Raw genomic sequence first — 13,992 nt, forward strand, 5'->3', positions numbered from 1 at the left:
TAAATAAAGATGAAAACATACGTTCTTATAATATTTTTAGTTCTATCAGGGCTTTCCATTCAAGCACAACGCGGTGTAAGGATCGGTTATGTTGATATGGAGTACATTTTACAGAATGTAGATGAATACCAATTGGCAAACAAACAACTTGCCAGTAAAGTGCAGAAATGGAAGGCAGAAGTAGAAGACCAAGAAAGCACTATTGAGAAAATGAGATCCGATTTGAATGCGGAGAAAATTCTTTTAACCAAAGAATTGGTGCAGGAAAGGGAAGAAGAAATTGATGCGTTGGAAAGTCAGATGAAAGATTACCAACAAGATCGTTTCGGTCCGGATGGAGATTTGGTAAGGCAACGCAGTCAGTTGGTAATGCCTATTCAAGATCAAGTTTTCAATGCCGTGCAGGAAATAGCATCGAATAAAAAATATGATTTTGTTTTCGATAAATCTGCGGATGTGGTTATGTTGTATTCGGATAGACGTCACGATATAAGTGATCAAGTTCTTAGAAGTATCAATGTAACTCGAAAGAAAGAGGATAGAAAGGAACAAAACAGTGCTTTAGATGAATTTGAAGAGCCCGATCCTGAAAAGGAAGCGCGCGATGAGGCTTACGAACAGAAAAAAGAAGATAGGGCCCAAGAGATAGAACAAAGAAGAGAGGAGAAATTAAAAGAAATTGAAGCTCGTAAAAAAGCATACGAAGAAAGAAGAAAGAAAATGCTTGAAGAACGGGAAGCTAGAAGACAAGAGAAATTAAAAGAAAGAGAACAATTAAAAAACGAAAATAACGATTCTAACACGACGGGTAACGCAGCGGAAGAATAGTAATTTAATATTTAAGTAAACATTTTAGAAATTTTTAAAAACCATGAAACACTTTAGAACATTAGTCATTGCAGTTGTATTAGCAGTAGGTTCCCTTACCTTTGCAAGTGCGCAAAGCAAAGTAGCCCACATTAACGTACAAAAGTTAATGTCTGAGATGCCAGAAATGAAGGCTGCACAAGCGGAGCTTAAGAAATTAGGTGAGAATTACCAAGCGGATATTAAAACCAGCTACCAAGAGCTTCAAAACAAAATGACGCTTTATAAAAATGAATCTGCTACTAAATCTCAAGAAGAGAACCAGAAAAGAGCGCAAGAAGTTGAAGGAATGCAGCAGACTATTATGCAGGCACAGCAACAAGCTCAAAAAGAATTGCAATCTAAAGAGCTTGAATTGTTAGAGCCAATCTTGCAGAAAGCTAATGATGCTATTCAAAAAGTTGGTAAAGCAAAAGGGTTCCAATATGTATTGGATACATCACCAGGTGCTGGGGTTATCCTTGCTGACGGTACAGATATCTTACCAGACGTAAAGAAAGAATTAGGATTCTAAGAAAATAATTTTTCGCAATTTTATAAAAACTGTCCCTAATCTTACGGACAGTTTTTTTATTTTAGGGAAATGAATACAGCACCCATTGGTATTTTTGATTCTGGCATTGGCGGGACATCTATTTGGAAAGAGATTCATGCCATGCTACCAAATGAATCTACTATTTATTTAGCAGATAGTAAGTACGCTCCTTACGGTGAAAAAACCCAAAAGGAAATATTGGATTTAAGTGTAAAAAATACAGAGTTTTTACTGTCAAAGGGTTGTAAACTAATAGTCGTTGCTTGCAATACGGCTACAACCAATGCAATTGATTATTTACGGGAGCACTATAAAGTCCCGTTTATTGGAATTGAGCCAGCAATTAAGCCAGCTGCACTCAATTCTAAAACCGGAGTAGTTGGGGTGTTGGCAACACGCGGAACTTTGACTAGCAGTTTGTTTACCAAAACTTCAGCGCTTTATGCCAAAGATAGAAAAGTGATAGAGCAATTTGGTGACGGACTTGTGCCATTGATTGAAAACGGACAAATAGAATCGCCGGAAATGGATGCACTATTAGATAGATATCTGTCTCCAATGATAAAAGCTAACATCGATTATTTAGTGCTTGGATGTACGCATTATCCTTATTTAATACCCAAGCTTAAAAAGATGCTTCCCGAAAGTGTAAGTATTATCGATTCCGGTTTGGCGGTTGCCAAGCAAACCAAAACCGTTTTGGAGAAGTATTCTCTTTTAAATTTGACATCTGAGAAAAAATCGCATCTCTTTTATTCAAATAGGGAAGTGCACGTCCTCAAATCTTTGATGAACGATTATACGGATATTGCTGATTTTTCCTTTTTAGAATTCTAACTAAACCGCTCCACAATTCTTTTTACACTTGGTAAATAACTAGTGCCAAAAAGGTTAAGGTGTACTAACAGATAATACAATTGCCAAAGGTCAATTCGGCTTTTCCATTCTGGTTGCAAAGGAAATTTTTCATTATAAACATGGAACAATTCCGAAGAAAAACCACCGAAAAGATGCATCATAGCAATATCCATTTCGCGAGGTGCGTAAGAAATGGCAGGGTCTATTAAGCATGGATTTCCGTCTGCGTCTACCATAAAATTACCACTCCACAAATCTCCGTGGATTAATGCTGAAGATTCGTTGGGAATTATATTTTCTAAATTCTTGTAAAAGGATGTAAGGTTGTTAAATGAGTAGCCGCATTCGTGCGCCATTTTAAATTGTGGTTCAAGTCGTTGGGAAATGTAGAATTCGGTTGCGGAAGTACATTTCTGGTTATGCTGAGGGAGACTCCCAATGTAGTTGTCTTCTTCAAAACCGAAATAAGAAGCACTCTTTTTATGTAATTTGGCTAATCGCTCACCAAATTCTATCCAAAAATCAGATTTCTTTGTTCCCGAAGGAATGAATTCAAGCAACAGAAACGACCGGTTTTCTACTTCACCTACATGCAACACCTTTGGAATCGTAAAGCTTTTGGTATTTTCAAGTTTCTGCAAACCTTCTGCTTCCGCGTTGAACATGCCGGGAAATTTATTGGCATCGTTTACTTTTATAACATAAGAACTGGAATCAGTTTTCACATGATACACATCGTTAATGTCGCCTCCTGAAAGGGAAGTGAACTGTATCGATGCAGTTCGAAGGTGACGTTTTAAATGTTGTTTTAATGCATCAGTTAGCAATGTGCTATTTTTTTTTCATATAAGTGAGATAAGTAAAAGCGTAGTTGTGTTTTTCATCCTTTGCATGAAATTCTTCCGCAGTAAGTTCCCAATTGGCAAGGTTTAGTTCAGGAAAAAAAGCATCAGCTTCAAAAGAGCCATGAACGCGGGTAAGTTCAATTTTATCAGTAAAAGGGAGTGCCTGTTTGTAAATTTCACCACCGCCAATTATAAAAGGTTGCTCGTCTTCTTTGGCAATTTCCAGAGCTTCCTCTAGCGATTTTACCACAACGCACTTTTCACAAGCTTTGTAATTTTCTTGTCGGGTAATAATAATATGTTTTCTATTTGGAAGCGGACTAGGGAAACTTTCATACGTTTTTCGTCCCATAATTATGGGATGACCGGTGGTAAGCTTTTTAAATCGTTTAAAATCATCGGGCAAGTGCCATACCAAATCATTGTCTTTTCCTAAAGCGTTGTTTTCTGCCGCCGCAGCAATCATTGTAACCATTAACTATAAGGTGTTTTCAGGATTTGTATCTAAGGGAAATTCTTTTTCTGCTTCCTGTTGCAATTTAGCGATTTTGTTTTTTTGCTTGGCCACTAACTTTTCACGTTGCTGACGTTCCCAGTCTTTTCCCATAAATTTATTGGTAACAAAAACATTGATAAAATGTAGCAGAAAAATAAACCCCCATGCCGCTATTCCCCAAATAAACCAATTGTATTGCACGCCATATTCCAACACCTTATTAAGTACAATCATAAAAATGCTTCCGAGGAGAAATACAATAAAATGATAATAAAGCCACTTTTTTTGTCGGATTCTTGCTTGGGCATTTTCTATAAGTTCGTGTTGGTCGGTATCTAGTTCGTGTAAAGTCGGTTTTTTCATGATGATTATAATTTATATAAAGTTACAAAATTGGCATCATATTTAGATAGCTAAATTATTATATGAATAAATGATAATATATGATAAGTGTAAAAGTTTATTATAAGTTATTTTCACATTTTATAAGCTAAATTGATGAATAATTATAAAAAAATAGCGATAATTATTTCAGTTTTGTTAAATATCGGATTTGTGTTTTATATTTTTATGTCAAAATCCAATAATGAAACTGATGATTTTCAAAAAGTTACTTCGGAAAAGCAAATCAGTACACAAAAGGAAATCAATATAGTTATGTTAGGGAATTCCATAACCCATCAAGGGGATTGGAAAGAAGTGCTGCAGCGCGAAGATGTATTTAATGGTGGAAAACCTGGTTGGACCACCCAGCAACTTTCATGGGTTATTAAAGATTTTGTCATTCCGAATAAACCGAAGGTTTGTTTTTTTAAGGGAGGAATCAACGATTATACACTGGGAATTTCTACCAATAGAATTTATCAAAACACTTGTATGGTATTGGATTCTATAAAAAATGTAGGCACCCATCCTGTGTTTACTACAGTGCTTTATCAATGCGGGGCTAAAGAAAGGAATCTAAAAATAGACTCTTTAAACCACAGAATGGAACAATTTTGCCAAGAACGAGGTTACGACTTTATGGACTTACGTCCTTTTTTATGTGAAAACGGCGATATTTTAGATGAATATGTACAAGCAGACAATACACATTTAACGCCTAAAGCTTATCCGCAATGGGCTAAAGCGATGAAACCAATTTTAAAGAAATACAATTTAGAATAAATGAAAACGGGATTAAAAAAATTAACCAACCAACTTATTAAAACCATTGGGTGTGCCTTTTTTGTTTCAACGGGTGTCATTAATGCCCAAGAAATAAGTAATAGTAATTGGCAATACATTCAAATAGACGATAAAAAGCAAAAATGGGGAGACTGGGATGATCCCGATTGGTTGCGCTATTTCGGATTGGACGCAGGGGATGTAGACCGCAATGGTAATTTGGATGTAATTTCTGGGCGTTACGTGTATCATAATCCGGGTGGCGATATGAAAGCTCCTTGGAAAAGAACAGTGTTGGACGATAACGTTGATGCTATTTTTTTTATGGATGTAGACGGCGATCCCTATGCTGATATTATTGCGCAGGCATTACCGAATTTATACTGGTATGAAGCGGTAAATGAAGAGGGTACAGCGTATAAGCGCAGAAAGATAGGTGAAGTGCCTGCCACTAGCCATGTAAATAGTCAAGGGTTTAAAAAGGCACAAATTATTCCCGGTGGGAAATCGGAATTTTTAATTGCAGGAAATGGTGATATTTATTTAGTAAAAGTACCAGAAACGGATGCAGAAAACACCCAATGGGAAGTGCGCTTGATTTGTAAAAACACTTCAGATGAAGGAATAGGCGTTGGCGATATTGATAATGATGGGGATATGGACATAGCCGCAGGGAGAAGGCCAGAAGGGGAAGAAGAACCGAAGATTTTGGTTTGGTTTGAAAACCCTGGGAATGAAACCGATTTATGGAAGCCCACGGAAATCGCCCACGTTAACCATCCCATTGATCGTGTCGAAGTAGCTGATATTAATGGCGACAATAAAGCGGATGTGATTTTTACGGAAGAAAGATACCCTGGACTAGAACCTGATGCACATTTATGGTGGTATGAGCAGGTAAATGGTGCTACTTGGAAAAGTCATGAAGTGGTGGAGCAATATTCTATGAATAACTTAGATATTACCGATTTTGATGATGATGGCGATATTGATATTTTGACGGCTGAACATAAAGGGGAAGCGCTCGAAGTGCAAATGTGGATGAATGATGGGAAAGGTAATTTTAAGAAAACGGTTGTTGACCAAGGCAAGGAAAATCACCTAGGAACCAAACTTATAGACTTAGATAATGATGGCGATTTGGACATTATAGGAGCTGGCTGGGATCAGCATAATTTTATGCATGTTTGGCGTAACGATAAAATTAAATCGTTGAAAACGGGAATGATTTTTAAAGATTATCCTTGGAAGCCCGAAAATGTAAGTGATGACGGAAAGTTTCTAAGAGTTGGTGGAAAGTTGGACTATGCCATAAATGAAGATCATTTTCCAGCGGAACTTCACAAAGATGGTTTTATTCGTTTACCGCAACAAATAGATTTAAAAAATGCGATAGGTGCAGAGGTTTTTATTGAAAGAGTACAATCGCATGAAGATACTAAGGATTTCAAAATTCAGTTTAATCAAGGGAAAGCAATTGCCATACCAGAACCAAAATCGTTACCTTTTCCGGCAACGGATTATATGTTTCATACAAATATTCGGGCAGCAGTACCTCTTTCATATTTAAATGAGGGAGCTAAAAACAGTTTTAAACTGTGGGTAGGAAAAGAGCAATCGTGGGATTGGCCTCAAAATTTGGTGTATGGAATGGTACTTCGCGTTTATTACGATACCGACAAATCCCTCGCTTTTTCAACGGATAAAATTTCAGAAGTAAAAAAAAAAGATCATAAAGATGGGGAGGTGATGTTCTCCTTGGAAACAAACCGAACCGATGGAATTGAAAAAGTTGCCTACGTTGGATTTTATGAAGACGTAAATTATGGAGGAGATGGAATCTATAAAAAATGGCAATATGATTATAAAAGAAGTGAGTTGACCACTCCCATAGGTGCTTCAAAGAAAGCGTCTTTTTCAGTTTCATGGGATTATTCTTGGTTGCCTGTACAAAATCAAGCGCCAAAAGTGGTGGCTTTGGTTTCTGATAAAAATGGATACACCTATGTGTCCAAACCTTCCGAAGTAAAAATCTCCCCAGAACAGCAAGTCGCTGTTGTAAAACCGTTTGAGCAGGATCCTTTTTGGACTACACGTAACGGCGAGCATATTCAAAAAATGATGCTGCCTTTTTCTTCAAATGAAATACAAGAGGCCAAACTTTATTGGCGCAGTTGGAGTCCTTGTTACGCAACCGGTTTGGCAATTAACGAACAAAAAATACCGCTCGATACCGAAAAGCTACCCTGTTACGACACTTTTGATCATGAACTTTCATTAACCAAAGAAGAAATTTCAGCACTAAAAAAAGGGGAAAACGAAATAGCTACCCTAAAAACACCTTTGCACGATGGTAAAATGGTACACGGAATGGACGTGCAATGGCCAGGAATCATGTTGAAAGTGAAAGCAAAAAAGGGAAATGAGAAGAAAGAGTATTTGGTGTACGAACAAGACTACGAAGGGAAAGCGCATTTTATTATCAAAACACCAAACGTTACATATTATTATGACAAAGCGGGTGGCGGCTTTTCCAGAATCATTGATAAAGAAGGGAACGATTGGGTGAGTTTTAAAAAAGAGCCTTGGGGAACATACCCGCAGGCAGCCGCCTCTTCTTTCCGCGGATTGCCAAACCTAGTGTTCGGTTCGGAAGTTGATGGAGGCGCTGGGCACCCTGGACACGATAAATGTACTTCTGAAATGATTGGGAATAACAAGATAAAAACCGTATCCAAAAGTGGAAATTGGGCTTGGGAGTGGACTATTGAAGATAATTATGCTAAATTGGAAATTTTAAAAACAGATGGTAATCCGTATTGGTTTTTATATGAAGGCACACCGGGAGGAAAATACAATCCTTCTTCCTCGGTGTACGGAACCGATGTTTCTGGTCCCATTTCAAAAAATCCCGATTTTTACAAAGGGAACCTCGATTTGGGGAACTATCAATGGGCATATTTCAGCAATGAAAATGCAGCGAACACCTTTTTTATCGCTCAAAGCAGAAAGGATGATAAAGCCGATTTAATGGGGTATCTAGGGAATTCTGAAGAAGGGGTTTCAAGCAAGGATGGCATGACGGTTTTTGGCTTTGGAAGAGACGAAAATACAACTGCCTTGTTAGAAGGTAAGAATTCTTTTATCATTGGAATGCTGCCTTTTTCAGTTGAAGACGAAAAAGAACATATAAAAGCTTCCGAAGCAATTTTAGAAGTAATAGAGAAAAATAACTAACGCTAAATAAATATAAAAATGAAATTATTCCATAAAACAACCTGCAGTGCATTGGCAACTTTAGGAGTGCTATCCGCTGTTGTGAGCTGTAAAGAAACTTCAGAAAAAAAACAAGAAACAAAAGAGGAAGTTGTAAAAAAGGAACTCTCTTTTGAGCAAAGAAAAATAGTTGATAGCGTTCAGTTTTTATGGGCGCAGACCCCAAAAGACCTTACCGGAGATGGTATTGCTGATTTTGTATACATAAATAATAATGCTTCTGGAGGTGAATTGGCGTATGCTAAAGGCAAAAAGGGAGAAGGAGTATGGGAAAAGCACATTATTGCTGAAAAGCCACCACGCGAAGGTCTTTTTGCAGGCGGCGATTTAGAAGCAAACGACGTTGATGGCGATGGCGATATGGATGTTATTGGGATTAATCATCCTGGGGAATGGACGGATGCTAGTGCAACCGCTTACTTATTTTGGTATGAGAACGATGGAAAAGGTGAAAATTGGAAAGCACATACTATTGGGGAAGTTCCAGATGCAGTAAAAGATGTGAGTTTTGCTGATTTTGACAAAGATGGCAAAATGGATTTAGCAGTACTTACTTTTGATGAGCATACGTTGAGTATCTTTAAACAACAAGATGCCGACAACTGGGAGCGTGTACAATTTATTAAAGATGAACCCTTGCATGAAGGAATGGACGTTGGCGATGTAGATGGTGACGGATTTGTGGATATTGTAGCAACCGGATTTGTATTTTACAACTCAGGTGAAGATAGCAAGCAACCTTGGAAACAAGAAAATATTGCTGAAAAATGGAACAATCAAACAGGAGATTGGTCTAGAAATGGAACCAAGGCTTTCCTAAAAGATGTGGATGGCGATGATAAAGCTGAAATTTTTATTTCACATTCTGAAAGAGCTGGATATCCCGTTGCTATGTACAAAAAGCAAGGAGATAAATGGAATGAAACCATTATTGCAGATAGTATTCCTGCGTGCCATACTTTACAGGTATTCGATTTTGACTTAGACGGCGATTACGATGTGCTTACAGGGATAAACAAAGGACGCGCGGTTAACTTGGGTGTTGAAAGTTTTGAGATTGTTTTGTATTTGAACAAAGGGGATTTTAAAAATTGGAAAGCTATGGAACTTGGAAAAGACGGAATTTACAACGGTCAAGCAATCGATTATGACAGCGATGGCGATATGGATTTCTTCCGATACCCAAATCATGAAGCAAAAGAAGTATATTTACAGGAAAATAAAATTAACTGATATTAGTTAAATGTAATAATTCTGTATGCAAACAATAACGGACCTATTTAAAAAGTATTGAAAATCAAGGAAGCAGTGCTGGACTAAAGATAAAAAGCTGTTTGAGCGTAGCGAGTTCTTTTTATCTGTGGAGGTTGTTTCCGTAGATTTTTTTATACTTTTTAAATCAGTCTTGACTTTTTTGTTTCGTTTTTGTGTCAAGACAAAAATGAAAAGAAAGTACTATGGGAAAGATTATTTGTTTGTATTTACCATTGATAATTTATATTGAGCTAACATCGAATAACAATTAAAAAAACCAACAAAATGCCACAAAAAAAACGTTACTTCCTTGTAACTGTACTATGCTTAACTTTCCTTGCTGCAAACGCACAAGAAGAATCTATTTACAATAGCGAAAGTGTTTCCCTTACCAATGTCTGGAAGCGTATTGCCGATGTTTCCCCGAAATTAAGAGCTGTAGAGGCTGCCGAATTATCACCTAACGGAATGTATATTGTTTCGGGGTCTAAGTTTGGTTATGCCGTTATGCTTTGGGATGTTCTTGACGGAAGCTTGCTTTGGAAGAACTACCATGAATCGGAAGTTGAATGCGTTACTTTTTCGCCCGATAATAAGAGAATCGCTACCGGAGGTGAAGATTACCTTGTGAAAATTTGGGATGTTGAAACCGGAAAGCTTTTGAAGGATTTAGATAACAAAAGTGGATTGGACGGAATAACGTGGTCCCATGACGGAAAAATTATTGCCGCTGGTACCGAAAGCGGATTGGTAAACCTTTGGGATGCCAACACCTTTGAATTGATAAAGAGCGTGAAGGTAGGCTCTACCGTAAATTCAATTCAATTTACAAAAGATGACGCCCACTTCATTGCCGGGGGAAATTACCAAAACAAAGAAAAAAACAGTAATAAAGTCATTTACACTGGTTTTGCAAAACTCGTAAATGTAGCGAGTGGGGAAGTGGTAAAGGATTATGGTGACCATAAGGCTTCGGTTAAATCGGTTCGGATTTCAGACAATGGAAAATGGGTGGCCACTGCTTCTTTTGATAGAAGTGCCCGTATGTTTGATTTCGAATCCGGAAAACTACTGAATCAATTTCAGGAGGAAGAAAAAATTGAAGCAGTAGAGTTCACAAGAGATAGTCAGTTTTTGGTAACTGGCGGGCATTCCATGACCGTTAATTTTTACCGTACGGAAGATTATAAACTAGCAACTGCATATCCATCGCCAAGAACGGAGTATTTACATTTTTCACAAGATGGTCGTTTGTTAGTGACTGCTCACGAAGATAGTGGATTGCTGGAGCTCCACTTGTTTATGTCTGATACCCAGAACAAAGACGGTTTCTATCATAGAATTGCGAGTGAGCAACTCAACAATAAAGACTTGAAGAAGGATAAAAATGAGTAGGTTGAACAGAAAAATAGGCGGTTTTTTGGTGTTTGTTTTAATACTGAATTCCGCCTTCTCCCAAAAAACATCACTCATCATTGATGCCGATACCGGCAATGAAATGGATGATCTCTACGCCATAACCCGTGCTTTGGTAGATCCAAAAGTAGAAGTAATTGGAGTGGTTTCTGCACATTTCAACAATCCCATGCTGGTAACCGATAGCATGTGGCATACCTTCAAAACGAAAGGAATCAATACCGTAAAAATTAGTCAGCAGCTCAATGCGCAACTTTTAAAATCTTTAGGGAAAGAGGAAATTCCTCATCCGCAAGGTGCCGAAAAAATGATAGGCTACACGTGGGGATATTACCAAGGAGCACAAGTTCCCACTTCCGAAGGAATTGATTTTATAATTTCGGAAGCAAAGAAAAGAAGTCCGGAAAACAAACTGAATATTTGTATCCTCGGTCCGGCCACCAATGTAGCGGCTGCCATAGAAACGGCTCCCGAGATTATTCCCAATATAAAAGTGTATATGTTGGGCACGCGGTATAATGCGGTGACTGCTGTTTGGAATAAAAATTCTTTCAATGCCAGAAACGATCTCAATGCGCTCGATGTACTTTTCAATACTAAAAATCTCGATCTCACCATGCTGCCCATCAGTTTTGTGGATAATTTTAAATTCGATCGAGATGAGACGCTTCAAAAGTTAAAGGCCAAAAAGAATACCAACGCCCAGATTTTGGCACAATTGTGGACAGACGTTGCTGAAAATAGAGGAAAATGGATTATGTGGGATTTAGCGCTAATTGAAGCCGTGGTAAACCCAAACATGGCTAGACTTGAAAAAAGGACCACTCCACCCGAAAACACACAACGCACCATAGGCGTCTATACTAAAATTGATGAAAAAGCCATGGAGGACAAATTCTGGGAACTCTATACAGCTTATACTGATTTTAGGTAGGTTTTCGACCAATAAAATAATCTACCGGCTACTTACTAAATTCACACTATTTTAATAGAATTCTGCTTAAGGATATTCTTTTCTTCAATAATCGATTTTGAAATGCACCACAGTTTGGTAGAGGTTGGTCTTGTTTTTAAAGCTGAAGATTATGTATATAAAAGTGTAATGGATTATGGAGAGGAAAAAGGGCTATTGGAAAATGTTATAAAATTTGAGTATTATGGTTAATTGGGCATTACCACACGAAAGGATTCGTGCGGCAGCGGCAGGCAACAGCAATATGAATTTATGGAATATTTAGGAAATGGAAATAGGAAGTCTTACTTGTCTATTTCTGAGAAAAATAAAAAGGGAATTGATCTTATAAAATGATACGTGATTTAAAGTTTTTTAATGATAATGGTGTGGTAATTTCTGTAGACATATCCTATCCTATGGATGTTTATAAAAATGCTTCTGGTGAAGCATATAGCGACTTTTTTGATTCTTCTAGTAAAGGAGTTTCGTGGGTTTTTAATGCTAAAAAAATAATCCTTAAGAATGATCACACAGATATATTTGCGTATCCCTCTGTAGATAAATGTTATATGATCGTCATTTACGAAGGACAAAATAATCAGTTTCCCATGCCAAATAATGCCGTGGTTTATAAGCTAGATGGCAGTATTCATAGGGTTTTACAAATTCCAGAATTATTATCCCCTAAAATCCTAGAGAAAATAGAAGAAGAAAAACATAGTAATCCTCCTGTAGAGGATAATAGATATGGACATTATGGTCAAGGACTTCAATTTCGTGGTTTTGCTTGGGACAAAGACAAGGTGGGGAATTTAATTAATACTATATCTATACAGTATGCTGGGGAATATGGAGAATGGAGAGTTTTTGATCCCCAAATAGGGGAATTTGGAGAATTAGTTAATGATTGGCACCAAAGTTATGGTTGGCGATAATAAATGCTCGATGAGCCAGACTACAGGCCTACCCTTCCGCTAGCGTGAGCGTTATGCCCCGCTCCGCAAAGTCTCCCGACTTCGCGGAAGTTAGGAACTAAAAGGTTTAAAAATATATAGATTATGAAGGAAGGCTACATAATAAGAGATCAAGAAAAGGCACATTTTGTAACAGCTACGGTTTTAGATTGGATTGATGTATTAAAACTAACCATCGTCAATGAATAATCATGAAAGATATTAGAAGATTACGGATCTCAAAGTCGGGAAACTTTGCGGAGCAGAAGAATTAATAATAACTGTGTACACTTATGGAAGAAAATAAAATGGTAAATAATGTTTTTAGTTTTTTAATGTTTGGATTTCTATCGGTGGTATTTATTTACCTACTTCCTTTACATTTTTTTAGAGGAGCAGATCCAGACTTAAAAATTTCCCAATTGAAGAGCTTAAGCTTGAATTATTTATATAATTCCAATAGCTATGTGGGAATGACTTTAATAACCAATTCTTCCGATACGTTGATACATCGTTTTGATTTGTCTGAAGTAGAGTACAAAAAAACGATTAATTTTTTAAAGGAGAAGCAATTAACGGAATTCAAAGAGCTGAGTAAAATTTTACCCTTTTACATATACAAAAACGAAGAAGTTTCGTCAAGATTGAAAAAAATTGAATACCAATTAAAGGATTTAGACCAGAGGGGCATAAATGGGAATATCGCCATATTGAAAATAGATGACAGCTATTTAATTGGGGGTGGTTTTGGTATGTTTTTTTCTTATTTTTTTGGAGCTGTAAGTATTGTCATTGGTATTCTCATTTTATCATTATTTGTTCTAATTATTAAATTGAACATAAGGTCTTATAATGAAACAGGAGATTATCTGGGGTTTCCGGAATGGAAGCCTGTTGATAATAAAGTTTATGGTTTGAAATTTATACTGCGAGGATTTAAAAATGAAGAGGAGGATAATTCAGCGGAAAATGAAACGTCAAATCTTTAAACGTAAACATCCCGTTCCTCAAAGCCTTCCTACCGCAGGCACGTCTCTGGAATTTCCGGAACCTGGACCAGGATAGGGCACCTTTTATAACGGCCACTGCCGTCCCAAGATGTCAGACCGGAATACCCATATATATAATAGTACGGAACGCCCCGCCGCCCTCCCAAAAAAAACTTCCCCCGTAACCGACACTGTCAAAGCACGTTGCAAAAAAGATTGAAAATAGTTTGCGCAAAGCTTGCGGGGAACAAAAAACAATTCCTATATTTGCACCCGCTTTGCAGGAGAGGCCACGGCCCCGACGACAGGGCGAAGTTCTTTAAAATAGGGTGTTCCGGCGGTTTTTGGGTGTTTTGGTCCTTTGCGAGAAGGTCCCGAAAA

Annotated in this window: 14 protein-coding genes; 11 read left to right on the forward strand and 3 right to left on the reverse strand. The window is 37.5% G+C overall.

Going from position 1 to position 13,992, the window contains the following annotated elements:
* Nucleotides 1-9: 9 nt before the first annotated feature.
* The 3 genes from NDQ75_RS15175 (at nucleotide 10) to murI (ending at nucleotide 2,239) form a co-directional block, all read left to right on the forward strand.
* A complete protein-coding gene (locus NDQ75_RS15175) occupies nucleotides 10-828 on the forward strand; it encodes an OmpH family outer membrane protein (RefSeq protein ID WP_202029795.1) in 819 nt (272 codons plus the stop codon).
* Between the two features lie 43 nt (nucleotides 829-871).
* Nucleotides 872-1,381, forward strand: coding sequence for an OmpH family outer membrane protein (locus NDQ75_RS15180; protein WP_202029794.1), 510 nt, complete (start codon nucleotides 872-874; stop codon nucleotides 1,379-1,381).
* A gap of 69 nt (nucleotides 1,382-1,450) precedes the next feature.
* Nucleotides 1,451-2,239, forward strand: coding sequence for a glutamate racemase (murI, locus tag NDQ75_RS15185; protein WP_202029793.1), 789 nt, complete (start codon nucleotides 1,451-1,453; stop codon nucleotides 2,237-2,239).
* Here the strand turns inward: murI and NDQ75_RS15190 are convergent.
* Genes NDQ75_RS15190 through NDQ75_RS15200 form a run of 3 tightly spaced genes read right to left on the reverse strand, consistent with a single transcriptional unit; the run spans nucleotide 2,236 to nucleotide 3,964 of the window.
* A complete protein-coding gene (locus NDQ75_RS15190; RefSeq protein WP_202029792.1) occupies nucleotides 2,236-3,087 on the reverse strand; it encodes a fructosamine kinase family protein in 852 nt (283 codons plus the stop codon). The genes murI and NDQ75_RS15190 overlap by 4 nt on opposite strands.
* A gap of 4 nt (nucleotides 3,088-3,091) precedes the next feature.
* Nucleotides 3,092-3,580 carry a dihydrofolate reductase gene (locus NDQ75_RS15195; protein WP_202029791.1) on the reverse strand — a complete coding sequence of 163 codons (489 nt, stop codon included), beginning with the start codon at nucleotides 3,578-3,580 and terminating at the stop codon, nucleotides 3,092-3,094.
* A 3-nt stretch (nucleotides 3,581-3,583) separates the two neighbouring features.
* A complete protein-coding gene (locus NDQ75_RS15200) occupies nucleotides 3,584-3,964 on the reverse strand; it encodes a 2TM domain-containing protein (RefSeq protein WP_202029790.1) in 381 nt (126 codons plus the stop codon).
* 135 nt (nucleotides 3,965-4,099) lie between these two features.
* On the opposite strand from NDQ75_RS15200, the gene NDQ75_RS15205 reads away from it, so the two are divergent.
* The 8 genes from NDQ75_RS15205 to NDQ75_RS15235 all read left to right on the forward strand — a co-directional run bounded on the left by NDQ75_RS15205 (nucleotide 4,100) and on the right by NDQ75_RS15235 (nucleotide 13,611).
* A complete protein-coding gene (locus NDQ75_RS15205) occupies nucleotides 4,100-4,768 on the forward strand; it encodes an SGNH/GDSL hydrolase family protein (protein ID WP_202029789.1) in 669 nt (222 codons plus the stop codon).
* Nucleotides 4,769-8,005 (forward strand): FG-GAP repeat domain-containing protein, encoded by a 3,237-nt coding sequence (locus NDQ75_RS15210; RefSeq protein WP_202029788.1) that lies wholly within the window; start codon nucleotides 4,769-4,771, stop codon nucleotides 8,003-8,005.
* Between the two features lie 18 nt (nucleotides 8,006-8,023).
* A complete protein-coding gene (locus NDQ75_RS15215; protein WP_202029787.1) occupies nucleotides 8,024-9,277 on the forward strand; it encodes an FG-GAP repeat domain-containing protein in 1,254 nt (417 codons plus the stop codon).
* Between the two features lie 306 nt (nucleotides 9,278-9,583).
* Nucleotides 9,584-10,693: a WD40 repeat domain-containing protein gene (locus NDQ75_RS15220; RefSeq protein WP_202029786.1), complete on the forward strand. Its 1,110-nt coding sequence runs from the start codon at nucleotides 9,584-9,586 to the stop codon at nucleotides 10,691-10,693.
* Between the two features lies 1 nt (nucleotide 10,694).
* Nucleotides 10,695-11,648, forward strand: coding sequence for a nucleoside hydrolase (locus tag NDQ75_RS15225; protein ID WP_251762037.1), 954 nt, complete (start codon nucleotides 10,695-10,697; stop codon nucleotides 11,646-11,648).
* Nucleotides 11,649-11,750: 102 nt separating this feature from the next.
* Complete coding sequence (locus NDQ75_RS15940) at nucleotides 11,751-11,879, forward strand: hypothetical protein (protein WP_262895563.1); 129 nt, start codon at nucleotides 11,751-11,753, stop codon at nucleotides 11,877-11,879.
* Nucleotides 11,880-12,019: 140 nt separating this feature from the next.
* Nucleotides 12,020-12,604 carry a hypothetical protein gene (locus NDQ75_RS15230; RefSeq protein ID WP_202029784.1) on the forward strand — a complete coding sequence of 195 codons (585 nt, stop codon included), beginning with the start codon at nucleotides 12,020-12,022 and terminating at the stop codon, nucleotides 12,602-12,604.
* 311 nt (nucleotides 12,605-12,915) lie between these two features.
* Complete coding sequence (locus NDQ75_RS15235; protein ID WP_202029783.1) at nucleotides 12,916-13,611, forward strand: hypothetical protein; 696 nt, start codon at nucleotides 12,916-12,918, stop codon at nucleotides 13,609-13,611.
* The last annotated feature ends 381 nt before the right edge of the window (nucleotides 13,612-13,992 follow it).

The organism is Galbibacter mesophilus (assembly GCF_023721415.1).
Taxonomy (GTDB): Bacteria; Bacteroidota; Bacteroidia; order Flavobacteriales; family Flavobacteriaceae; genus Galbibacter; species Galbibacter mesophilus.